This is a genomic window from Sphingosinicella sp. CPCC 101087 (genome assembly GCF_004151485.1).
Lineage (GTDB): Bacteria > Pseudomonadota > Alphaproteobacteria > Sphingomonadales > Sphingomonadaceae > Allosphingosinicella.
This window is the reverse complement of the sequence record NZ_SBFF01000002.1, coordinates 228,854-251,367: the sequence shown is the minus strand read 5'-3', so window position 1 is coordinate 251,367 and position 22,514 is coordinate 228,854. Positions and strand designations below refer to the sequence as shown.

Genomic DNA, 22,514 nt, shown 5'->3' with positions numbered 1-22,514 from the left:
GTCCCACCGGGGAGGCGACAGTCGCCATGGACGTTAAGAAACTCGCGCTGCTGATCGGCGCACTCGTCATTGCCGGCGTGACGGCATTCATGGCGAAGAGCATGTTCACCGGGGCTGGGGCACCGCAGGCGGTTGCGCGCCAGGCCGCGCCCGTCGGGCCGGAAATCATGGTCGCCACGCGCACCCTTCCCGTCGGAACGATCATCACCGCCGAGGACCTGCGCTATCAACCCTGGCCCGAAGGTCTGGTCCAGGACGCCTATTACGTCCGAGGCGAGGAGAATTCAGATCCTACGACCCTGATCGGCACCGTCGTCCGCAACGAGATCAATGCCGGTCAGCCGGCGACGCGCGGTTCGCTCATCCGTCCCGGCGAGCGCGGCTTCCTCGCCGCGGCGCTCGGCCCCGGAATGCGCGCTGTGACTGTCTCGGTCTCGGAGACGAGCGGCGTCGCCGGCTTCGTCTTTCCGGGCGACCGCGTCGACATGGTCCTGACCCAGGAAGTCGCCGGTGGCGGTGACGGCGCCCCGCTCCAGGTTTCTGAGACGATCATCCGCAACATCCGAGTCCTTGCGGTCGACAACAGCATCAACACGCGCGACGAGAATGGGAACCAGGTGGCGCGGAACCGCGACACGGTGACGTTCGAGGCGACGCCGCAGCTGGCCGAGAAGATCGCGGTCGCACAGCGCCTCGGCTCGATCACGCTGTCGCTGCGCTCGCTTGCCGACACGACGGCCGAGCTGGAGCGCGCGATCGCCGCCGGCGAAATCGACGTGCCGGAGAGCGACGATCCCACTGCCGAACGCAGCATGCTCCTGGCGGTCGCCAATCGTCCGACCGAGGGCGGCACGACCTACACGGTCGGCGGAGACGTCTCGCGCTTCCAGCGCCGCAGCGTGCCCGGAAGGGCGCCGGAGAATAACGAAGCTGCGCCCGCGCAGGGAGCGGCCCCGGGCGTGGACCCGGCCCATACCGGGCCGGTGGTCCGCATCGCCCGCGGCAATGCGGTGACGGTCGTTCCGGTGGGAGCACGATAAATGTTGAAGTTCAACGCTATTGGCCGGGCCTCTCTCGGCACCGCCCTCGCGGCGACGCTGGCGGCCGGCTTTGCCGCGACGGTACCGGCCCGGGCTTCGGCCCAGACCGCCAGTGCGGTCGCGCCCTCGGACGAGATCACCCTCTCGGTCGGAACCGGCCGCATGATGCGGCTCGATCGTGCGATCACGGACCTATTCGTCGCCAATGAAGGCATTGCCGATGTAAACGTCCGGTCGCCCAATCAGATATACATCTTCGGGAAGGCCGCAGGCAGCACGACCGTCTACGCCACCGACCGCGCCGGACGGGTCGTCTACTCGACCAACGTTCGCGTGGGCCAAAATCTCGGCTCGGTCGGCGAACTGCTCGATCTCGCCATGCCTGAAGCCGATATCCAGGCAACTCCCCTGAACGGGATGGTCCTGCTGACCGGCACGGTCGCGCAGCCGACCGACGCGGAGGAGGCCGAGCGTCTCGTCCAGACGTTCGTCGGCGAGGCGACCCAAGTGATCAGCCGGCTGCGCCTTGCAACACCCCAGCAGGTAATGCTCAAGGTGACGATCGCCGAGGTGAGCCGGTCCCTTACCCGCCGGCTCGGCGTGAACATCGATTCGCTGGACCCTTCTGGCGGCAGCACCGGGTTCGTTTTCGGACGCGGCGGAGAGGTCGGCGAGTTCGGCGAGGATGGCGGCTTTTCGTTCGTTCGCCCGGAGGGGACCTCAAACGCCGGGCTCCTCCTCCGGAATATCTTCGGCGTGGACGTGGCCGGCGCGGTCAATGCGAGCGAGAATACCGGCCTGGTCACCATTCTCGCGGAGCCGACGCTGACCGCCTTGTCGGGCGAAACGGCGAGCTTCCTGGCGGGCGGCGAGTTCCCGATCCCGATCTCGCAGGCGTTGGGCGCGATCTCGGTCGAATATCGCCAGTTCGGCGTCGGTCTCGCCTTCAGCCCGATCGTGCTCGAGAACGGCCGCATCTCGATGCGGGTACGCCCCGAAGTGTCGGAACTGACCAGCGAAGGCGCGGTCACTCTGAGCAATATCGAGATACCGGCGCTCACGACCCGGCGTGCAGAGACGACGGTGGAGCTCGGCTCCGGCCAGAGTTTCGTGATCGCCGGCCTGTTGCGCAACACTGGAAACAACGGCTTCGAGCGTACGCCGTTTCTCGGCAATCTGCCGATCATCGGCGCCCTGTTCCGGTCGAACAACTTCCGCCGCAACGAGACCGAGCTGGTTATCGTCGTTACGCCCTATCTCGTCCGGCCGGTCTCGGCCTCGCAGATTTCGCTGCCGACCGACGGCTATCGGCACGCCAACGATCCGCAGCGTATCCTGATCGGACGCGATCATGACAGCCTCACGGGCGAACAGCGCCCCGTCCCGGTAATGTCGGCGCCGCAGACCGTGACCACGCCCGGAATCGACGGGATCAGCAGCGCCGCTCCGGTCCCGGGGCCGGCACCGGCTCAGCTGGCGCAGACTTCGGCACTGCCCGCGCCGCAGACTGGAACTTCGGCCCAGCCGGGCTTCGGCTTCTGATGAACGCCCGAGATGGAAAGGACGGATCGACTATGACCCGCATCACGACCCTCGCCGCGCTCGCCGCCCTCGGGCTGGCGGCCGGCGGCTGCGCGTTCAACCAGGGGCCGACCACACCGGCCAATAATCGGACGCTGAATTCGCTTCACCAGCCGGTGGTGCAGCGCACCGACTATGTGCTCGATCTTTCGTCCAGCGGCGATGCTCTTTCCGAAGCGGAGCTTCAGCGGCTCGACGCGTGGCTGCAATCGATCGGGACCGGCTATGGCGACAGCCTCGCCATCGACGAGCCGCGCGGCTTCTTCAGCCCGCAGGCTCGGGACGCGATCACGCGCATCGCGGCCGACTATGGCATGGAGGTGGCCGATGGCGCGCCGGTGCTGACCGGGAACGTTCAGCCGGGGATGGTCCGGGTAATCGCGACCCGCACCACGGCAAGCGTGTCGGGATGCCCGGACTGGAGCGAGCCGGACATCATCGCGACGACGTCTTCGACATCCAACTACGGCTGCGCAACCAACTCGAACCTCGCCGCGATGGTGGCCAATCCCGAGGATCTCGTGCTCGGCCAGGAAGGCACGACCATCGGCAGCGGCACCACCGCCAGTCGCGCCGTGCGCACCTACCGCGCCCGGCAGCCGGGCAGCGCCCCATCCCTTCCCAGCGCTTCAACGGGTGGTCAGTAATGAACGCGCCTTTCAACGCCCGCGCAGCCTCGCTACGCGATCCCTTCACCGCCTTCGTTTGCGATGATGCGACCGCAGACCTTCTGCGCCCGGTCGCGGTCGAGCATGGCTGGTCGCCCGAAAAGGTCAACAAAGGCGGCCTGCGCAATGCCGTGCAGACACTGTCGGTATCGGCGAGCCCCAGCATCCTGTTCGTGGATCTCAGCGAATCCGGGGACCCGTTGAGCGACATCAATGCGCTTGCCGAGGTTTGCGAGCCCGGCACCGTGGTCATCGCCGCCGGGCAGGTGAACGACGTCCGCCTTTATCGCGACCTCGTCGCGAGCGGCATTCAGGACTATCTGCTGAAGCCGTTCACCGCGGACCAGCTGCGGGACGCGTTCGCCAACGCCCAGATGATCATCTCCGGTCCTCGCGTCACCGAGACAGCGGCCGAGCGGCCGAACGTCACCGCCGCGGTGATCGGGGTGCGCGGCGGCGTCGGCGCGTCGACGATCGCGTCCTCGCTCGCCTGGCTGATGGGCGACAAGGCCGGCCGGTCCACCGCCCTGCTCGACCTCGACGTGCATTTCGGTACCGGCGCGCTTGCTCTCGACCTCGAGCCGGGCCGCGGTCTCACCGATGCGATCGAGAATCCGAGCCGCATCGACGGTCTGTTCATCGAACGGGCGATGGTCCGAGCCAACGATCGGCTTAGCGTCCTCTCGGCCGAGGCGCCACTGAATCAGTGGATTCTGACGGATGGCTCAGCCTTTTTTCAACTGCAGGAAGAGATCCGCCATGCCTTCGAAGGCACGGTGATCGACATGCCGCGCAACATGGTGGTGCAGTTCCCGCACTTGGTAACCGACGTGAACGTCGTCATCGTCGTGGTCGACTTCACCCTCGCCGCTACGCGAGATGCGATCCGCGTCCTTTCATGGCTCAAGGCGAATGCCGGGCAAGCCAAGGTGATCGTCGCCGCCAACAAGGTCGTGCCGGGCATCCAGGAGGTCAGCCGCAAGGATTTCGAGCATTCGATCGAGCGCAAAGTCGACATCCTGCTCCCGTCCGATTCGAAGGCCGCGATGCAGGCTGCGAAGCTGGGCCAACCGCTCGCCAAGGCAGCCAAGACGTCGAAACTGTCACAGCCCCTCAATCAGCTGCTGGCGCTTGCGCTCGAGCAGGCGGCCGCGGCCGAAGAAGCTGGAGGAAAGCCGGCGGGCGGATCGCTGCTCGGCAAGCTCGGCAACTTCAAGTCGCTCGTCGCGAAGAAGCCCAAGGCAACGGTGGCGCAGACGGCTTGACCGCCGTCACGCGACGAATGGAGACTGCGTGATGTCCGCCATGTTCCCGATGCTCATGATGGCCGCCGGGCTGTTCGGCGCGATGCTCCTCCTCATCGCCGCCTTCTCCTCCCCGTCGACCGCCCGGGCGCAGGCGAAAAGGCTCGAGAACGTCCGCATCCGTCACAGCCGCTCTTCCGAAATCGCTGCGCAGGCCCAACTCAAGCGGATCTTCGCGCAGCGCCAGAGCAAGACCGAAGGCTTTGCGCAGCGCTTCATTCCCAACCCGGCCCTCCTGCGGCGCCGGCTGGAGCAAACCGGCAAGTCCTGGACCCTCACCCATTATGTAGGAGCCTCGATCGGTATCGGGCTCGTCGTCGGCCTGCTTCTCCTGTTCAGGGGCGCGCCGGCGATCATCGCGATCAGCTTCGGTGCGCTCGCAGGCGTCGCTTTGCCGCATTTCGTCATCGGCAAACTGATCAAGTTTCGGATCAACAAGTTCACGGCGCGTTTCCCGGACGCGATCGAGCTGATGGTTCGCGGACTTCGCTCGGGCCTGCCGATCTCCGAGACGATCGGCATCGTCGCCAGCGAAATACCGGGTCCGGTCTCGGTCGAATTCCGAACGGTCGGCGACAAGATGAAGATCGGGCGGACGATGGAGGCGGCGCTTCAGGAAACCTCGGAGCGGCTTGGCACGCCCGAATTCCAGTTCTTCGTCATCTCGCTCGCCATCCAGCGCGAGACGGGAGGCAATTTGGCGGAGACGCTTTCGAACCTGGCCGACGTGCTTCGCAAGCGCGCCCAGATGAAACTGAAGATTCGCGCCATGTCCTCGGAGTCAAAGGCTTCGGCCTATATAGTCGGGGCGCTCCCGTTCATTGTCTTCGGCCTGATCTGGCTCGTCAACGACAAGTATATGCAGAACTTCTTCGTCGACCCGCGGCTGATGATAGCCGGCGGAGTCGGGCTGGTCTGGATGGCCATCGGCGCGTTCATCATGTCGCGCATGGTCAGCTTCGAGATCTGACAGGGAAAGCGCAGCAACGATGGCACCCGCCCCTCCCCCGACCCTGCTCGGAATCGACATCGCCATGATCGCGAGCGGGCTCGCCGCCGTGGCGACGCTCGCAGTGCTCGTCGCCATCTACGCGGCCGCGACGGTGCGCGATCCCATGGCCAAGAGGGTCAAGGCACTCAACCAGCGGCGCGAGCAGCTCAAGGCCGGCATCGTCGCCTCCACCTCGAGACGCCGCAAGAGCATCAGCAATCGCAACGAAATGGCCGACAAGGTCCGCGGCCTCCTCGCCTCGTTCAAGATGCTTCAGGACGAGCAGGTGGTGAAGGCCCAGCAGCGGCTGATGCAGGCGGGCATCCGCTCCAAGGATCTAGCCTTCGTCGTCATCTTCGCGCGCTTCGTGCTGCCGGTGGTGCTCGGCGGGACGGCGATCGTCCTGGTCTATTTTCTCGACACCTTCCCTACCTGGGGGCCGGTCAAGAAATACGGGCTGGTGGCCGGTACCCTCATTCTCGCCTACAAGGCGCCCGACCTCTATCTCAAGAACAAGGTCCAGAAGCGCTCGGACGCGATCCGCAAGGGCCTGCCCGACGCCCTCGACCTGCTGGTCATCTGCGCCGAGGCAGGTCTTACCGTTGACGCGGCGTTCGGCCGCGTGGCGCGCGAGTTGGGCAAGGCCTATCCGGAGCTGGGCGACGAGTTCGCGCTGACCTCGATCGAGCTGGGCTTCCTGACCGACCGGCGCCAGGCCTTCGAGAATCTAGCCAATCGGATCGACCTGGAAGCCGTCCGCGGAGTCGTCGCGACGATGATCCAGACGGAGAAATACGGCACCCCGCTGGCGAGCGCGCTGCGCGTGCTGTCGGCCGAATTCCGCAACGAACGGATGATGCGCGCGGAGGAGAAGGCAGCGCGCCTGCCCGCGATCATGACGGTGCCGCTGATCCTGTTCATCCTTCCGGTGCTGTTCATCGTGATTCTCGGGCCGGCCGCCTGCTCGATCAAGGACTCCTTGATGTCCTGACGCGCGGCGTCTCCCTCGTAACTGCCGCGGAACAATCGTGCGGCACTCGCGGTTCTTGACGCGATCAACGACGGAGAGCGAGCCATGGAAGCTTTCACGCCCGACCAGTGGCTGGTGCTGTTGCTGGCGTTTCTGCTCGGCCTGTTCCTCGGCATGGCATTCCTCGCCAGTCCGAAATGGAAACGCCGCTACCGCGACGAGGTCGCGCGACGCGAGGAGCTGGAAGCGGAGAATGCGCGCCTGAGGCGTGAGGCGGACGAGATGGACACGCTCCGCCATGCCGCCGCCCGGGACGAGGCGCGGCGCCACCCGGAAGACCGGCGCGGGCCGCTATAGAACCGATTAGTCGCCGTCAGCCCTTGGCCTTGCGCAACGCCGCCTGCGCAGCGGCCAGACGGGCGATCGGCACGCGATAGGGCGACGCGCTGACATAATCGAGCCCGACCTGCTCGCAGAAGCCGATCGACGCCGGGTCGCCGCCATGCTCGCCGCAAATACCGAGTTTGAGGTCGGGCCGGCTTCTCCTCCCCCGCTCGACGGCGATGGCGATCAGCTCGCCGACTCCTTCGACGTCGATGCTGACGAACGGATCGCGCGCAAATATCCCCTGCTCGACATAGGTGCCGAGGAAACGGCCGGCATCGTCGCGGCTGACGCCGAGCGCGGTCTGGGTCAGATCGTTAGTGCCGAAGCTGAAGAATCGCGCCTCCTGCGCGATGTCGGCCGCAGCGAGCGCGGCCCGGGGCAGCTCGATCATCGTCCCGACGAGGTAGTCGACCTCGAGTCCCTGCTCCTCGAACACCGTCGCCGCGACCCGCTCGATGAGAGCGCGGATGATCGCCAGCTCGGCGCGGGTGGCGACCAGCGGCACCATCACCTCGGGCAAGGGCGGCGTCGCGCCATCGCGCGCGACCGCGACGGCGGCCTCGAAGATGGCGCGCGCCTGCATCTCGTAAATCTCGGGGTAGGTGATTCCGAGTCGGCAACCGCGATGGCCGAGCATCGGATTGGCCTCGGCCAGCTCGGCCGCCCGACGGCGCAGCATCTCCACGTCCGTCCCGGAGACGCGGGCAACCTCGGCGAACTCCTCCTCCGCATGCGGCAGGAATTCGTGCAGCGGCGGGTCGAGCAACCGGATCGTGACCGGCAGTCCTTCCATGATCCGGAAGATCTCCTCGAAGTCGCCTCGCTGGGCCGGCAACAGCTTGTCGAGTGCGGCACGGCGATCGGTCTCGTTCTGCGCCAGGATCATCTGGCGTACGTTCGTGATCCGGTCGGGATCGAAGAACATGTGCTCGGTTCGGCAAAGGCCGATCCCTTCCGCCCCGAACTCCAGCGCCGTTCGGCAGTCCTTCGGCGTCTCGGCATTGGTCCGCACCCGCAGGCGCCGGCCCGAATCAGCCCAGACCATCAGGGTGCCGAAATCGCCGACCAGCTCCGGTTGAACGGTCGGGACCTCGCCGAACATCACCTCGCCGGTGGTGCCGTCCAGGGTGATGACCTCACCCTCTGCGACTTCGCGCCCGCCGACGCGCATCCGGCGGTTCCTATAGTCGATCGATATCGCGCCGGCGCCGCTGACGCAGGGGCGACCCATGCCGCGCGCGACGACCGCAGCATGGCTGGTCATGCCGCCCCGAGCGGTCAATATCCCTCTGGCCGCGTGCATGCCGTGAATATCTTCGGGCGAGGTCTCGACGCGCACCAGAATCACGTCTTCGCCGGCTCCGGCGCGCTGAACCGCGCTGTCGGCGTCGAACACCGCCTTGCCGCAAGCCGCACCTGGCGACGCCGGCAGACCCTTGGCGATGACGTCACGCTCGGCCTTCGGATCGAGCGTCGGGTGGAGCAGCTGGTCGAGCTGCAACGGATCGATGCGCAGCACGGCCTCCTCTTCGGAGATCAGGCCTTCCTGCGCCATGTCGACCGCAATCTTCAGCGCCGCCTTGGCGGTTCGCTTGCCGGTCCGCGTCTGCAGCATCCACAGCGTGCCGCGCTCGACGGTGAACTCGATGTCCTGCATGTCGCGATAGTGGCGTTCGAGCGTCTCGAACACTCCGGCAAGCTGTCCATAGACCTCGGGCAGCGCTTCTTCCATCGACGGCGAGCGGGCGCCCGCCTTCTCGCGCGCCGCGCGGGTGAGATATTGCGGCGTACGGATCCCGGCGACGACGTCCTCACCCTGCGCGTTGATCAGATATTCGCCATAATAAGCCCGCTCTCCGGTCGACGGATCGCGGGTGAAGGCGACGCCGGTGGCCGAGCTGTCGCCGCGATTCCCGAACACCATCGCCTGGACGTTGACGGCGGTTCCCCAATCGTGCGGAATATGGTGCAGTCGCCTGTAGGTCTTCGCCCGGTCGCCGTTCCACGACCCGAACACCGCGCCGATCGCGCCCCAGAGCTGGTCGTGCGGGTCCTCGGGAAAAGGCCGCCCGAGCCCTTCCTGGACGAGTGCCTTGTAGCGCGCGGTCAATCTCTCCCAATCCTCGGCCTCCAAGTCGGTGTCGAGATGGACGCCCTTATCCTCCTTGGCGATCTCCAGCGCCTCCTCGAAGGCATCGTGATCCAGGCCAAGCACGACGTCCGAATACATCTGGATGAACCGGCGGTAGCTGTCCCATGCGAAGCGCGGGTCCTCGGACGCGGCGGCGAGGCCCTGCACTGTTTCGTCATTGAGGCCGAGGTTCAACACCGTGTCCATCATGCCGGGCATCGACACGCGCGCGCCGGACCGGACCGACACGAGCAAGGGGTCGGCCGGATCGCCGAACTTCTTGCCGGTGACCTTCTCGATATGGGCGATCCCGGTCGCGACCTCGTCGGTCAGCCCGTCCGGGAATCGCTCGCCCTCACGATAATAGAGCGCGCACATTTCGGTGCAGATGGTGAAGCCGGGCGGCACCGGCAGGCCGATCGCGCTCATTTCGGCGAGGTTGGCGCCCTTTCCGCCCAGAAGGTTCCTGTCGCCGGCCTGGCCTTCCGAGACGCCGCCGCCGAAGCGGTACACATATTGGGTCATGCGCGACTGAACTCCATTACCCACTCCACTGCCCATACGCCCACCGCGGCGCCCGTCATCCCTCGATCCTCGAAAAGTCCGCGACCCGATGCACGGCGCTCCGGATGCGGGCCAGGAGAATGAGACGAGTCTTGCGCTTCTCCGGATCGGGATCGTTGACGGTCACGTTGTCGAAGAAACGGTCGATTGGCGTGCGAAGGCTAGAGAGGATCGCCATCGCGTCGGCAAAATCCTCGCGCTTCAGCGCCTCGGCGACCGCAGGCTCGGCCCGGTCGAGCGCGGAATCGAGCGCCGTCTCGTCATCCTCGGGCTCATAGGAGAAGAAGACGTCGCGGCCCTGCCCTTCCCATCCCTCCTTCTTGAGGATGTTGGCGGCGCGCTTGTAGCCCGCCAGAAGATCCGCGCCCTCCTCGGTCTCGACGAAGGCCTGGAGCGCCTGGACACGGTCGAGCAGCCGGATCAGGTCCTCCTCGGCGCGCAGCGCGAAGACGGCGTCGATCAGGTCGTGGCGCACGCCGGCATCCCGCTGCTGGACCTTCAGGCGATCGATGAAGAAGGCGAAGAGCTCCTCCTCGACGTCCCGCGCTTCCTCGATGAAGCGCCCGCGCTCCAGCAGGGGGGTGCTTGCCGAATCCCAGCGCACGACGACCGTGCCTCCGCAGCGATAGGTGAAGGAGCCGACCTCGGCCGTGATCTCATGTTCGCCCTCCACGTCGACCGAGAGGTTCGGGAAGGTCGCGGAGGAAAGCGCGCCGAGCCGGGACAGCTTGACCAGCACCGCCGCCTGGATCAGCACGTCGCGCAGCGGCAGGCGCAATCCGCGGCGAGTGATGATCTGGAGCACGCCCAGCGCGGCGCGGCGCAGCGCGAACGGATCGCGCGATCCGGAAGGCTTCTCGTCGATGGCGAAGAAGGCCGCCAAAGTGTCGATCTTGTCGGCGAGTGCCACCGCGACTGTGACCGGGCTCTCCGGCACCTCGTCCTGCTGGCCGACCGGCTTGTAATGATCGCGCACGGCATCCGCGACGGCGTCCCCCTGCCCCTGCGCCCGCGCGAGATAGCCGCCTATCACGCCCTGCAGCTCCGGGAACTCCCCGACCATCTGGGTAAGGAGGTCGGCCTTGGCGAGCCGCGCAGCGGTCCGCACCTGCTTCGCCAGCGCCACCCGTTCCTCGTCGGACATTCCGGGTACCGCCCAGGCGCCTTCGCGGGCCGGGCGTCGCCGCTGAAGATCGATCAGGCGGCGCTCGACCATCCATCCGGCCAGCTTCTCGATACGCAGCGCCTTGTCGCCGATCGACCCGAGCTGCTCGTGGAAGACGATTCCGGAGAGTTTCGCCGCCTGCGCCTCGAGCGGCACTTTGAGGTCCTGCTCCCAGAAGAAGCGCGCATCGGCCAGTCGCGCCGCGAGCACCTTGCGGTTGCCGTCGACGACCCCTGCCCCGCCGTCGGAAGGCTCGATATTGGCGACGCAGACGAAGTTGGGCGCCAGCCTCCCCTCCCTGTCCGTGCAGGCGAAATATTTCTGGTTGGTGCGCATGGTGAGTTGGATCACCTCGCGCGGAACGTCGAGAAAGGCGGGATCGAAGCTGCCGAGCAGCGGCACCGGCCATTCGGTCAGGCCGGCATTCTCGTGGAGCAGCCCCTCATCCTCGACCAACGTCACGCCTGCCTCCGCGGCCGCGCGGGCGGCGCCGTCGGCGATGATGCGACGGCGTTCGGCGGGATCCAGGATGACATGGCAGGCGCGCAGCTTCTCTACATAGTCCTGGGCGCTGCCGATGGTGATGGCGCCCGGATGATGGAAGCGATGGCCGACGGTGGCCGCGCCGGACCGGACGCCGCCCACGTCGAACGGAACCATCTCCTCCCCCAGCAGGGCGAGAATTCCCTGGAGCGGGCGCACCCAGCGCAGGCTAGACGTCGACGATGAGGCTTCGCCCCAGCGCATCGACTTCGGCCAGGGAAAGTCACGCACGATCTCCGGAATCGCCTCGGCGAGGACCGAGAGGGCGCTGCGACCAGGCCGCTCCACGACGGCGAACAGGGTGCGGCCGCCTTTCTTGTCCTCCCGTTCCTCGAGCTGTTCGCGCGCGAGGCCGGTGGAGCGCAGGAAGCCGGCGATCGCCGCCTCGGGCGCATCGGCGCGCGGTCCCTTGCGCTCCTCCCTCACTTTTTCCGTTTCAGCCGGCAGACCTCGCGCGATCAGCGCCAGTCGCCGGGGCGTCGCGAAAGTCTCGATCTTCACGGCGGAGAGGCCGGCCTCGCCGATCCGCGCCTCGAACAGCCTTGCAAAATCGGCGCTGGCCTTCGCCTGCATGCGCGCGGGTATCTCCTCGGAGAGGAGTTCGAGCAGAAAATCAGCCACGGCGCGATTCCGCGCCCGTCGACATCGTCACGCGAGCCACCCGTTCTTCTCCATCCAGGCCTGACAGGCGCCCTTGGCGAGATCGCGAACCCGGCCGATATAGGCCTGGCGCTCGGCGACCGAGATGACTCCGCGGGCGTTCAGCAGGTTGAAGATGTGGCTGGCCTTGATCGCCTGCTCATAGGCCGGAATGGGCAGATCGGCGCCGAGGCAGTTTTCGCATTCCGCCGCCGCTTTTCGGAACTGGTCGAACAGACGCTCGGTATCGGCCACCTCGAAGTTCCATGCCGACATCTCGCGCTCGTTCTCGAGGAAGACGTCGCCATAGGTCACGCCGCGACCGTTGAAGTCGAGGTCGTACACGCTGTCCTTGTTCTGGACATACATGGCGAGGCGCTCGAGCCCGTAGGTGAGCTCACCGGAGACGGGGCGGCAGTCGAATCCGCCCATCTGCTGGAAGTAGGTGAACTGGGTCACCTCCATTCCATCGCACCACACTTCCCAGCCGAGACCCCACGCACCCAGCGTAGGTGATTCCCAATCGTCCTCGACGAAGCGTATGTCGTGCTTCGTGAAATCGATCCCGATCGCGGCGAGGCTGCCCAGATAAAGCTGCTGCAGGTCCGGCGGGCTCGGCTTTAGGATCACCTGATATTGGTAATAATGCTGCAGCCGGTTGGGATTCTCGCCGTAGCGGCCGTCCGTCGGGCGTCGGCAGGGCTGGACGAAGGCGGCGTTCCACGGATCGGGCCCGAGCGCGCGCAGCGTCGTCGCGGTGTGGAACGTCCCCGCCCCCATCTCCATGTCATAGGGCTGGAGGATTACGCAGCCGCGCTCGCTCCAATAATCGTGCAGCGTCAGGATCAGCTTCTGGAAAGAGGGCGGATTCGACGCCAAGAGATCTTCGCCTTCGCAGGTGCAACAACCGGTGGACGCTTTGGCGTATGGGGCACAACCGGTCAAGAAAGCCGGTGGGGCCGCAGGCCGTGCGGGCCGGGTCGACCCTCGCCCGTTGAGCATTGACCCGCCGGAAGGACGGCGAAGCGAGGCACCGGCGCTTCCGGTTATCAGGCGTTTTCGCTAGGCGTCTCGTCCGCAAGGAGATTCGACCGTGAAGAAGCTGTTCCTGGCCGCCGCTCTGGCTTTCATACCGGCCGCCGCATTTTGCTGGACGCCGCCGGAGCCGCCTTCTCCAGCCACCGCGCCTGCCGACGCCAAGAGCGACATGCCTTCGCCGAAGGCCCCGGCATCGGCGTCAGCCACCCTTCCGGATGCCGATCCGGCTATATGGGCGGTGCGCGATGAGGACACGACCATCTATCTGTTCGGCACGTTCCACCTCCTCGACGCCCGACCCTGGTTCAACGACGAGGTGAAGGCGGCGTTCGACAGTTCCGACGAGCTGGTGCTCGAAGCCATCCTTCCCGATAACCCTGCCGAGCTTCAGCCGCTCATCTTGCGTTATGCGATTGATCCGGAGGGACGAAAGCTGTCGGAACGGCTGACGCCCGACCAGAATGCCGCCCTTGCCGAAGCGGTTTCCGGCCTCGGGGCACCCGTCGCGGTGTTCGACATGCTTGAACCCTGGTTCGTCTCGATGACCTTGGCAGCCGTGATCAGCCAGCGCGTCGGCATCACCGCCGAGCACGGTGTCGAGTCGGTCCTGATGCGAGCGGCGCGCGAACGCGACATTCCCATCTCGGAGCTGGAAGGGATGGAATGGCAGATACGGCTGTTCGACAGCATGCCCGAAGAAGAGCAGCTCGCGCAGCTGCGCCAGACGCTCGACAGCTTCCACTCGCTCGATGAGACACTGGCGCCGATGCTCACCGCTTGGTCGTCGGGCGACGTGGAAGCTCTCCACGATCAGCTTACCGCCCATGGCGAGCAGGACCCCGACCTTCAGCGCCTGCTGTTCACCGACCGGAATCGGACCTGGGCGAGATGGATCCGCGAGCGGATGGCTCGGCCGGGAACCGTCTTCGTCGCGGTCGGCGCCGGTCACCTGGCCGGCAGCGACAGCGTCCAGGCCGTCCTGCGCGAGAACGGAATCGTCGCCGAGCGCGTGCCGCACATCGAGAAGCCCGGCACCACCGCCGACTAAGAGTGTCATTGCTTGCTTCCGCGGCGTGCCTCCCTTATAGGCCGCCGCTTCCCCGCTCATGGTCATCCCTGGAGGCGTGTGCGGGATATCTTGAACCCGCTAATTGGAGACATGCCATGAGCGAACAGCTTACGCTGTCGGCCGAAGCGCGCGAACGGGCTGGCAAGGGAGCCTCCCGTGCCCTGCGCAACCAAGGCCGAGTCCCCGCCGTCGTCTACGGCGAGAAACAGGAACCCCTCTCGATCCACATCGAGGAGAAGGCGCTGGTGAAGATGCTTCACACCGGTCACTTCATGAACTCGGTGGTGATGATCGACGTCGGCGGGAGCCAGAATCGGACTCTGCCGAAGGACGTGCAGTTCCACCCGGTCACCGATCGCCCGATGCATGTCGACTTCCTGCGCATCGCCGAGCATGCGACGGTCACCGTCGCGGTGCCGATCCGCTTCGTCGGCGAGGAGAATAGCCGCGGCATCAAGCGCGGAGGCGTCCTCAACGCCGTTCGCCACGAGCTCGAGCTGGTGTGCGACGCGGCCGAGATGCCGGACGAGGTGGTGATCGACCTGGCCGGCCTCGAAATCGGCGATTCGATCCATATCAGCCATGTCAAGTTGCCCGCCGGGACGAGCGCGGCGATTACCGACCGCGACTTCACCATCGCGACGATCGTGGCGCCTTCGGGCGTCAAGGCAGAGGCGGCCGAAGCTGCCGCCGCAGAAGCGGCCGGAGGAGTCGAGGCGGACGAGGTCCCCGTCGTCGGCGAGGAAGAAGCCGAGGGCGAAGGCGAGCAGGCTTAGGGCTCTCGTACCTTGCCGCGGTTCAGCTGGCTCGGTTCCCTGTTCGGCGTGAAGCCGGCGGACGTTCCGGGCCAGCCTTCGCTTGCGGAGGCGGTGACGGACTGGGGGGAATTCGATCCCGTGCAGATCTGGGTCGGCCTCGGCAATCCCGGCACGCAATATGCGATGCACCGGCACAATGTCGGCTTCATGGCGGCGGACGCCATCGCCGAAGTGCACGGGTTCGATCCGCCGAAGAAGGCATTTTCCGGCTGGACCCGCCAGGGACGCATAGGCGGCGAACGCATCCTCCTGCTCAAGCCAGCTACCTTCATGAACGACAGCGGGCGCTCGGTCGGCGAAGCCGTTCGCTTCTTCAAGAAGGCGCCGGACGACGTCACCGTCTTCTACGACGAGCTCGACCTCGCCCCGTTCAAGGTCAAGGTGAAGATCGGGGGCGGGACCGCGGGCCATAACGGCATAAGGTCGCTCGACGCCCACATCGGCGACTCCTTCCGCCGCGTACGCATCGGGATCGGCCATCCCGGCCACAAGGACAAGGTGACCGGGCACGTCCTCGGCAACTATGCGAAGGCGGAGCGCGACCGATTGAGCGACCTCCTGGCTGCGATCGCCGGGGAGGCCGACTGGCTCGCCAAGGGTGACGATGCGCGCTTCATGAACGAAGTTGCGCTGCGGATGCAGGAGCCGTGAGGCTGAACCAGGTCACGGTGGGAACGACCGATTAGCGGGCGTCGGTCGAATTCTACCGGTGTCTTGGCCCACGCGGATCGTCGCCGCCCCGCCGCGCTACGCGCGCGTCGAGACGCCCCGGCAGCGAAACCTTCGAAAATTGCGTCTACCATGCCGGAAAGAACCGGCGCTTCCCGCCATGGCGGATCACGCTCGGAGGCGAACAGGCGGCTTGGCTCATCGTGCGGGCAGTGGAGACGCGCTTGAAGGTTTCCGGAAGCCGGACGCCGCGGTCCGCGCAGCGCGAGGCTTCGCCTCGTCGGCTCCCCGCCACGGCCTGTCTCGTGCGCCTCATCTCCATGCTCAGCCTAAACCACTGGAATTTCCCGGTTTTGACCTCATTTCCGCTGCCCATGTCCGGCCGATGAACGTCGAGTTCAGGACGAACTCAGCCCCCGTCGCGCATTCTATCCTGCAAATTGGACATGGAGTGCCAACCGATGAAACGGACCATGATCGCCTTACTGCTCGCCACGACGATGGCGACACCCGCCCTGGCCGACCGCGGCGATCGCGGTGATCGGCGTCAGGCTCGCGCCGAACGGCAGGACCAGCGCAAGGCCGGGCAGCAGCGCCGCCAGGTGCGGCAGGATCGCCGACAGGCGTCCAACCGATCCTCGAGCCGCGCCAAAGCGAGCGGGCAGCGTCAGCGCGCTCGATCCAGGGATCGCAACGAAGCCCGTCAGGCGGCGCAGCGCCGCACCCAGCAGGCCCGGCGCGCGGACCGGCGCGACGACGCGGCGGAGAATCGCCGGACGCGGTCGCGTGCTGCGGCCGCGAGCCGCCAGCGCCAGGTGGCGGCCGAGCGTCGCCAAGCCCGTCGGGCCGCCGCGGAACGTCGCGAGACGCGACAGGCGCGGGCCTCCTCCCAGCGCCAGCGCGCGCGCCAGGCCGCGCGGCAACGAGACGTCCGGCAGTCGCGGCAGGTCGCCCAGCGCCGTCAGGCGCAACGGGCACGGCAGCTTGTGGATCGGCGCCAGCAGGCGCGGCAGGTCTCCGCGCAGCGGCAGCGCGCGCGCCGGCTCGCCGAGCGGCGCCAGGATGCGCTTCGATCGCGCGCCGCGGTGGAGCAGCGCCAGCACGCGCGGCGCCTGGCTCAGCGCCAGGCGCGTCGTCGTGACGCCCGAACCGACCGCCGCTATCTCGCCGAGCGACGCGCCGAGCAACGCGAGCAGCTCCAGCGCAGCCGGATCGCCCGGCTCAGAGCCGATCGGGCCCGCCACTCGCAGGCCGAGCGGCGGCGGCAGCTGGCGCAGCTTCGCACGGCCCGAGCCTACGAATCGCGCGCATATGATGGCTGGTCCTATTCGGAGCCGGTCCGTTACCGCGATGCTGCGCCCCGCTATGTCTATCGGGCGGAACCGGTGGTCCGCTACGTCCCGGCCGGCTATGATCATTATGCGCCGGAATATTCGGATTCGGGCAGCGGCCTGTTCGGCGGCGGCGGCGGCGGCCTGGGCGGCATCCTCGGCGCCATGCTCCCGCTCGTCCTCGGGCAGATGCTCGGCGGCGACGCCGGCGGACTAGGTGGGCTGCTCGGCGGCGCCAGCGATCCATATGGCGCGAGCTACCCCGCCGATACGGGCCTCGCCTACGGCTATAGCGCGCCTTATGGAAGCGACCCCGCTTATGGATATGGCGATCCCTATGCGGCGAATTCCGGCTATGGCTATGGCGACCCCTATGGCGGAAGCATGGGCTATGGCGACCCGCTGTCCGGCGGCGGCCTCGGCGGATCGATCGCCTCGATCTTCGGCAGCGGACTGCTTGGCGGGGGCGGCCTCGGCGGCAGCCTGCTCGGCGGCGACCCGCTCGGTGGGTACGACCTGGACGGCGCGGCGCTCGGCCTGGGCGGAGCGGATCCCTATGGCTACGCCGATCCTTATGGTTATGGCGGTGGCTATGCCGACAGCGGCGCCCTGGATCCGGCCAGCCTCGTGACTCAGCTTCTGGGCTGATCGCCGCCGGCGGCTGCGTCCCCCCGGACGCGGCCGCCGTCAGTCGAGCGCGAAACGGACGCGGCGATTGTGCCGGCCCTTATTCTCCACCTTGGTGATGCGGATCGGCCGCGACTGGGCGGTGCTGGTAAGATGGGTACCGCCGCAGGCCTGGGCGTCGAGATTCTCTATCTCCACGATCCGCACCATTCCGTCGGCGCTTGGCGGCGGCGCGACCGCAGCGCTGCGGATCAGTCCGGGGGTCGATCGCGCCTCGTCAAAAGGTACGTAGCGGGTCCGGACCGGAAGATCGGCGGCGATCACGGCGTTGATTTCCTCCTCCAGCCCCCGAAGCCGGTCGTTGTCGAAGCCGGGAAGGTCGAAGTCCATCCGCCCGGACCCGTCGCCATTGATCTGTGCGCCGGTGACGAGGGCGCCCGCAAAGCGGCGGAAGACGAGTGCGTTCAGGACGTGGCTGCCCGTGTGCAGCTGCGACAGGGTCGCGCGGTGTGCAGCGTCTATCCGGATCTCGACCTTCCAGTCGACCGCCTCGTCGCGGTCGAGCAGGTGCCAATAGAGTCCGTCCTCCACGGCGACTCCCACGATCGCGAGGGTTCCGCTGGCATGAACGAGCATCGCCCGATCGGACACCTGACCGCCGCCGCCCGGATGAAGGAAGGAGCGCTCGAGCCGCACCGCGCCCGGGCGGCGGGCAACGATCTCGGTCTCGAAGACAAGGGTGTCGGGCTCGCGGTGGTAAAGATAGTCGGCCATTGCCCCTCCTTGCGCGGCGACATTCTAGCGCGGCCCGCGCTCGCCTGGAACTCCGGTTCAACCCGATCCGGGCAGACGCTCCGATCGGCAACCGGCGCCGGCCGTCGCAACGTCGTATCAGAGGACCCGTTCGCACGCGGCGCCGATCGCCAGCAAGCTGGCATCCTCGCCGGCGCGGCCAATCATCCCTAGCCCGATGGGAAGTCCGTCCCTCGTGCCGGCATTGATGGTGAGAAATGGAAGGCCGGCATTCGCGGCGGGAAGCGTCGAACGGGTATAGCTGAAGAAGTCCGCATCCCGGCTGTCGATCGCCAGACGCTCGGTGCCGATTGGGACGGCCGTCAACGGCGTAGCCGGGACCAGCCACGCGGCCGCCCCGAGCCGATCCAGAGGCGCAATGAGCGCGTCTCGCAGGCGTAGCCTGAGTGGCAGGGACTCTTCGATGGGACGAAGCGCAGCCGCGCCGGCCAGCATCCCGCCGAGCCGTTCTGCAATCGCGGGTGAGCCGGTCGCAGCTTGCACCGCCTCCACCGAGAGCGGCGGCTCGAGGCGCGACAATGATTCGGCCAGGGCGGTAGCGGGCTCGTTGCGCAAGGCCGCGCCGGCCTCCTGATTCAGCCGCTCCACCTCCCCGATTTCGAACTCCACTATCTGCGCCCCTGCGCGGACAAGGCGATCAAGGACGACGGAGAGAAACGAGCGGACCGTCTCGTCCGCACCCTCCCAGAAGTAGGTGCGCGGCAATGCAAGGCGAACGGACCCGAGCGGCAGAAGCGCGCGCGGCGATCCCCCGGCCATGACCGCGTCGATGACCCGCAGTTCGTCGGCGCTTCCGGCCATCGGGCCGATCACGTCGCGCGACGGGTTCGACATCAGAAGGCCTGCGGTCGGGTAGCGCTGCATCGACGGCCGCAGCCCGGCAATGCCGCACAGGGCAGCCGGTATCGGAACGGAGCCGCCGGTATCGCTGCCGAGTCCGAAGGGTGCGATGCCGGCGGCGATGGCCGCGGCCGTCCCGCCGCTGCTGCCGCCGGCGATCCGATCGGGCGCGATCGGGTTTCGGACCGGTGGCATGTGCGGATTGCAGCTCGTCCCGCCCATGGCGAGCTCGTGCATGACGGCCTTGCCGATCACCACGGCACCGGCCGCCTTGAGGCGGGCGACCGTCACCGCATCTCGTGCCGGTCGGTTCGATTGCAAAGCGGGCGTGCAGGCGGTCGTCGGCCAACCCGCCGCATCGATATTGTCCTTCACGACGAAAGGCACGCCGGCCAGCGGCCCCAGCCGTTCACCCGCCGTACGTGCCCGGTCGATGGCGCGCGCCGCTCGCAGTACCGGATCCGGATCGATCGACACCAGGGCGCCGGTCCACGCCAGGCGCTCCGCCCGGTCGAGGGCGGCGCGCGCCTCCTGTTCCGCGGTGCGCTCCCCCCGCGCCACAGCTTCGGCGATCCCCAAAATGCCCGATTGCGGCTGAACCACGCCCGATCCTCCCGTCCTGCGCCATAGCGGATCCTCGCCGGTTCCGGAGCGCATGGTCCCGCTACTATCCGATTGACTCCTGTTATGAGCCATATCAATTCTTGCCGGAAACACAGAGAGGATGCTTGGCCATGAATCTGCAGGACCGGCTCCTGCCGAGTCTGTACGCCACGGCCGACAATGCCGGCGGCTGGATCGGCGTCCTCGACATTCTCTGTTCCGAAATGTCGGTCCGCAACGCGGCCATGCAGATCCTGGAGCGGGATGGGGACCGGCTCCGACCGGTCTGGACGGCGCGGGATACCTATTCGCTGGCGCACGCCGAACTCCACGACAAGCATGTCAACAACGAGGAGAATCCCCGGCTCGATCTTCGGCTCGGATCATGGCGGCCGAAGAACATAATCCAGGATTCCGACCGGTTCGAAGAACGCAGCCCGGATTTCGCCCGGCTGCGCGCAGGGCTTGCTGCTATCGGTCTTGGCCGGTCCATCTGCGTCACCTTCGAACTGCCGGCCGGGCAGTATTTTTCGCTCATCATGCACAAGGGGGTGGAGGACCATCGCGATTTCGACCGCGCCCAGGAAGGCGCGCTCCACAATCTCCTTCCGCACCTGCGACAGACGATGCGGCTGTCCGCTGCCATGAACGAAGCGCGCTTCAGCGCTTCCGCCCTGGAGCGGGCCTGCGACGTCGTGCGCACCGGCCTGATTCTGTGCGATACGGCGGGTAAGGTTCGCTGGATGAACCGGAGCGCCGAGACGGCGATCCACGCGTCTCCATTCCTGAAGCTGCGCGCGGACAGGCTCTACGGCGTCCGAGCCGCGGACGCATCCGCGCTGCGAAAGGTCTTGAGTGCAGCGCGAGGCGGCGGGAACGACCACTCGGTCGCGGTCCTGGGAGATCAGGACGCTGGCGCGCTGCAGCTCCTCTGCGTCCCGATCGGGCGCCCTGCATGCGAGGATCCGACTGGGACGTTGCGAGATCTGCGCGCCATCTTCCTCTCGAGCCCAGGCGCGCCTTTGCCGATCCCGCCGGAGGATCTGATGCGGCTCTTCAGCCTTTCCCCTGCCGAAGCGCGCCTCGCCTCGGCCATCGCCGCCGGGGCATCGGTGTCGAGCTACTCGCAGAGCCGCGGTATCTCGGTAGGAACGGCGCGCATTCAGCTGAAGCAGATATTCGCCAAGACCCAGGCGGCAAAGCAGGCCGAACTTGTGCGCCAGCTTTGCGGATCGGTGGTCGCGCAGACGCTCTCGCGGCTGCACTGAAGCGCCTCGAAGGCGCCCCGCATGCGCCTGGCCCTTCCGGCAATTCAAGAGCTTATCGGCATCCGTAGTCGGCTGCAGTCCCCTGCACCGATATCCCAAATGGGATATGGGGCGCCGCCCTCGCCGGATTAAATGTAGCCGCGAACACCAACGCGGCCGCCCTCCCAGAGCTTGCACGGGGGTCCGCCTGATGGGGCTAAAATGAAGAAATCCACGATCTTTCGGCTGTGCTGCATTTTGGCTGGCAGCATCGGCGCCCTCCCCATTGCCGCGGGAGCACAGCAGACGCTGCCCGCACCGCTGGCGCAGGGCCCAGGCTCGAGCGTCCCTGTGGCCATCCAGACGCTACGCTGGCACATGCTGGACGGCGACGTGAACGCGCTCACGTTTCGCAGCATGGACACGCTCTTCACCACGCGGTCGGTGCCACGATCGGGGCCCGTATGGCAGCTGCTGAGAGCCGATCGGCCGCTGAACTTCACCTATCGGCACAACGGCAACGAGCACAGCGCCGAGGACTTCCTCGAGCGGACGTACACGAACGCTCTGATCGTCATGAAGAATGGCCGGATCGTGACCGAGATCTACCGCAACAACAGCGATGCTCGAACGCGGTTCATCGGCTGGTCCATGACAAAGTCGATCACATCGGTACTCGTCGGCTGCGCACTCGCTGAAGGGCGCATCCGTTCACTCGACGACCCAATCACCGATTACCTGCCGGAGTTGAGGGGCGGCGGATATGAAGGCGCTTCGATCCGGGACGTGCTCGAGATGCGGTCCGGCGTCGATTATGAGGAACGTTACGACTTTGCCAATCCCGGTGTCGCGGCCCAGAACCACATCTCGGCCCTGGTGAAGAACGTATCTCGATTCGCGGATCCCGCGCGTACGATCCGCCGGCTCCATGCTCCGGGAGAGGTGTTCCAGTACAAGACCCTGGACACCGCCGTGCTCGGCTGGCTCCTCGAACGGGTCAGCGGTCAGTCGGTCGCGGCTTATACCGCTCAGCGGCTGTGGGAACCGCTCGGCGCGGAATTTGACGGTTACTACATCATGGACGGCGAGCCGGGGGTCGGAAGGGAGTTCAGCGGCGCGGGCTTCAATGCGACCCTTCGCGACTTCGCTCGGTTCGGCCAGATGATGCTGGACGGCGGCGTCGCCGACGGCCGCCGGATCGTGCCGGCCGAGTGGGTCGACCTCTCCACGCGCTCAGCGTTCGACGAGGATTCGCGGACGGGCGGCTACGGCCTGCAATGGTGGACCGCCGCCGGATCCGATTCCTACTACGCCGCGGGCCTGCAGGGGCAGTTCATCTACATCGACCCGGCGTCCCGCACGGTGGTGGTCAAGCTCAGCTATTTCCCGCCGGCCGACGAGTCCGCGGGCGCAGAGACGCTCGCTTTCTTGGCGGCCGCATCTGCCTGGTCGCCGCGCTGACGGACGAGAAAATCA

Annotated in this window: 19 protein-coding genes; 13 read left to right on the top strand and 6 right to left on the bottom strand. The window is 66.8% G+C overall.

Annotation, left to right across the window (positions count from 1 at the left end; all coding sequences use genetic code 11):
* Positions 1–26 precede the first annotated feature (26 nt).
* The 7 genes from cpaB (at position 27) to EKM57_RS04405 (ending at position 6,911) form a co-directional block, all read left to right on the top strand.
* The gene (gene cpaB / locus EKM57_RS04435; protein WP_129791266.1) at positions 27–1,040 is read left to right on the top strand and encodes a Flp pilus assembly protein CpaB; all 1,014 of its coding nucleotides are present in this window, start codon (positions 27–29) and stop codon (positions 1,038–1,040) included.
* Positions 1,041–2,582 (top strand): type II and III secretion system protein family protein, encoded by a 1,542-nt coding sequence (locus tag EKM57_RS04430; RefSeq protein ID WP_129791265.1) that lies wholly within the window; start codon positions 1,041–1,043, stop codon positions 2,580–2,582. It abuts the gene before it with no gap.
* A gap of 32 nt (positions 2,583–2,614) precedes the next feature.
* On the top strand, positions 2,615–3,268 hold the full coding sequence (locus EKM57_RS04425; RefSeq protein ID WP_165357168.1) for a CpaD family pilus assembly lipoprotein: 654 nt from the start codon (positions 2,615–2,617) through the stop codon (positions 3,266–3,268).
* Complete coding sequence (locus EKM57_RS04420) at positions 3,268–4,554, top strand: pilus assembly protein CpaE (protein WP_129791263.1); 1,287 nt, start codon at positions 3,268–3,270, stop codon at positions 4,552–4,554. Before EKM57_RS04425 ends, EKM57_RS04420 begins: the two co-directional genes overlap by 1 nt.
* Before the next feature lie 40 nt (positions 4,555–4,594).
* Complete coding sequence (locus EKM57_RS04415) at positions 4,595–5,563, top strand: type II secretion system F family protein (protein ID WP_129791451.1); 969 nt, start codon at positions 4,595–4,597, stop codon at positions 5,561–5,563.
* Positions 5,564–5,582: 19 nt separating this feature from the next.
* A complete protein-coding gene (locus EKM57_RS04410; RefSeq protein ID WP_129791262.1) occupies positions 5,583–6,575 on the top strand; it encodes a type II secretion system F family protein in 993 nt (330 codons plus the stop codon).
* 84 nt (positions 6,576–6,659) lie between these two features.
* On the top strand, positions 6,660–6,911 hold the full coding sequence (locus EKM57_RS04405; protein ID WP_129791261.1) for a hypothetical protein: 252 nt from the start codon (positions 6,660–6,662) through the stop codon (positions 6,909–6,911).
* A gap of 16 nt (positions 6,912–6,927) precedes the next feature.
* On the opposite strand, the gene ppdK is transcribed toward EKM57_RS04405, so the two are convergent.
* The 3 genes from ppdK to EKM57_RS04390 are packed head-to-tail and all read right to left on the bottom strand — an operon-like array spanning position 6,928 to position 12,862.
* Positions 6,928–9,597: a pyruvate, phosphate dikinase gene (gene ppdK, locus EKM57_RS04400; protein ID WP_129791260.1), complete on the bottom strand. Its 2,670-nt coding sequence runs from the start codon at positions 9,595–9,597 to the stop codon at positions 6,928–6,930.
* A gap of 55 nt (positions 9,598–9,652) precedes the next feature.
* Positions 9,653–11,965 carry a glycine--tRNA ligase subunit beta gene (glyS, locus tag EKM57_RS04395; protein ID WP_129791259.1) on the bottom strand — a complete coding sequence of 771 codons (2,313 nt, stop codon included), beginning with the start codon at positions 11,963–11,965 and terminating at the stop codon, positions 9,653–9,655.
* 27 nt (positions 11,966–11,992) lie between these two features.
* Positions 11,993–12,862: a glycine--tRNA ligase subunit alpha gene (locus EKM57_RS04390; protein WP_206185290.1), complete on the bottom strand. Its 870-nt coding sequence runs from the start codon at positions 12,860–12,862 to the stop codon at positions 11,993–11,995.
* A gap of 214 nt (positions 12,863–13,076) precedes the next feature.
* Here EKM57_RS04390 and EKM57_RS04385 point away from each other — a divergent pair, with 214 nt between their 5' ends.
* The 3 genes from EKM57_RS04385 (at position 13,077) to pth (ending at position 15,559) form a co-directional block, all read left to right on the top strand.
* Positions 13,077–14,069: a TraB/GumN family protein gene (locus EKM57_RS04385; RefSeq protein WP_129791258.1), complete on the top strand. Its 993-nt coding sequence runs from the start codon at positions 13,077–13,079 to the stop codon at positions 14,067–14,069.
* 116 nt (positions 14,070–14,185) lie between these two features.
* Positions 14,186–14,866 carry a 50S ribosomal protein L25/general stress protein Ctc gene (locus EKM57_RS04380; RefSeq protein WP_129791257.1) on the top strand — a complete coding sequence of 227 codons (681 nt, stop codon included), beginning with the start codon at positions 14,186–14,188 and terminating at the stop codon, positions 14,864–14,866.
* A gap of 120 nt (positions 14,867–14,986) precedes the next feature.
* Entirely contained in the window at positions 14,987–15,559 is a 573-nt protein-coding gene (pth, locus tag EKM57_RS04375) for an aminoacyl-tRNA hydrolase (protein ID WP_129791449.1), read from the top strand.
* 500 nt (positions 15,560–16,059) lie between these two features.
* Here pth and EKM57_RS04370 read toward each other — a convergent pair whose 3' ends face one another.
* A complete protein-coding gene (locus EKM57_RS04370) occupies positions 16,060–16,680 on the bottom strand; it encodes a hypothetical protein (protein WP_129791256.1) in 621 nt (206 codons plus the stop codon).
* Between EKM57_RS04370 and EKM57_RS04365 the strand changes: the two genes are divergently transcribed.
* Entirely contained in the window at positions 16,663–17,556 is an 894-nt protein-coding gene (locus EKM57_RS04365) for a hypothetical protein (protein ID WP_129791255.1), read from the top strand. The two genes, EKM57_RS04370 and EKM57_RS04365, sit on opposite strands and share 18 nt — an antisense overlap.
* Before the next feature lie 39 nt (positions 17,557–17,595).
* On the opposite strand, the gene EKM57_RS04360 is transcribed toward EKM57_RS04365, so the two are convergent.
* Positions 17,596–18,309 carry an alanyl-tRNA editing protein gene (locus tag EKM57_RS04360; protein ID WP_129791254.1) on the bottom strand — a complete coding sequence of 238 codons (714 nt, stop codon included), beginning with the start codon at positions 18,307–18,309 and terminating at the stop codon, positions 17,596–17,598.
* A 117-nt stretch (positions 18,310–18,426) separates the two neighbouring features.
* On the bottom strand, positions 18,427–19,845 hold the full coding sequence (locus EKM57_RS04355) for an amidase family protein (protein ID WP_165357167.1): 1,419 nt from the start codon (positions 19,843–19,845) through the stop codon (positions 18,427–18,429).
* Positions 19,846–19,922: 77 nt separating this feature from the next.
* On the opposite strand from EKM57_RS04355, the gene EKM57_RS04350 reads away from it, so the two are divergent.
* On the top strand, positions 19,923–21,059 hold the full coding sequence (locus EKM57_RS04350) for a hypothetical protein (protein ID WP_129791252.1): 1,137 nt from the start codon (positions 19,923–19,925) through the stop codon (positions 21,057–21,059).
* A gap of 237 nt (positions 21,060–21,296) precedes the next feature.
* Positions 21,297–22,499 carry a serine hydrolase gene (locus EKM57_RS04345; protein ID WP_243450882.1) on the top strand — a complete coding sequence of 401 codons (1,203 nt, stop codon included), beginning with the start codon at positions 21,297–21,299 and terminating at the stop codon, positions 22,497–22,499.
* Positions 22,500–22,514: the final 15 nt, after the last annotated feature.

Coding starts and splice junctions, on each gene's coding strand:
- cpaB (WP_129791266.1), top strand. CDS start 27: ATGGACGTTAAGAAACTCGCGCTGCTGATCGGCGCACTCGTCATTGCC.
- EKM57_RS04430 (WP_129791265.1), top strand. CDS start 1,041: ATGTTGAAGTTCAACGCTATTGGCCGGGCCTCTCTCGGCACCGCCCTC.
- EKM57_RS04425 (WP_165357168.1), top strand. CDS start 2,615: ATGACCCGCATCACGACCCTCGCCGCGCTCGCCGCCCTCGGGCTGGCG.
- EKM57_RS04420 (WP_129791263.1), top strand. CDS start 3,268: ATGAACGCGCCTTTCAACGCCCGCGCAGCCTCGCTACGCGATCCCTTC.
- EKM57_RS04415 (WP_129791451.1), top strand. CDS start 4,595: ATGTTCCCGATGCTCATGATGGCCGCCGGGCTGTTCGGCGCGATGCTC.
- EKM57_RS04410 (WP_129791262.1), top strand. CDS start 5,583: ATGGCACCCGCCCCTCCCCCGACCCTGCTCGGAATCGACATCGCCATG.
- EKM57_RS04405 (WP_129791261.1), top strand. CDS start 6,660: ATGGAAGCTTTCACGCCCGACCAGTGGCTGGTGCTGTTGCTGGCGTTT.
- ppdK (WP_129791260.1), bottom strand. CDS start 9,597: ATGACCCAATATGTGTACCGCTTCGGCGGCGGCGTCTCGGAAGGCCAG.
- EKM57_RS04380 (WP_129791257.1), top strand. CDS start 14,186: ATGAGCGAACAGCTTACGCTGTCGGCCGAAGCGCGCGAACGGGCTGGC.
- EKM57_RS04360 (WP_129791254.1), bottom strand. CDS start 18,309: ATGGCCGACTATCTTTACCACCGCGAGCCCGACACCCTTGTCTTCGAG.
- EKM57_RS04355 (WP_165357167.1), bottom strand. CDS start 19,845: ATGCGCTCCGGAACCGGCGAGGATCCGCTATGGCGCAGGACGGGAGGA.
- EKM57_RS04350 (WP_129791252.1), top strand. CDS start 19,923: ATGAATCTGCAGGACCGGCTCCTGCCGAGTCTGTACGCCACGGCCGAC.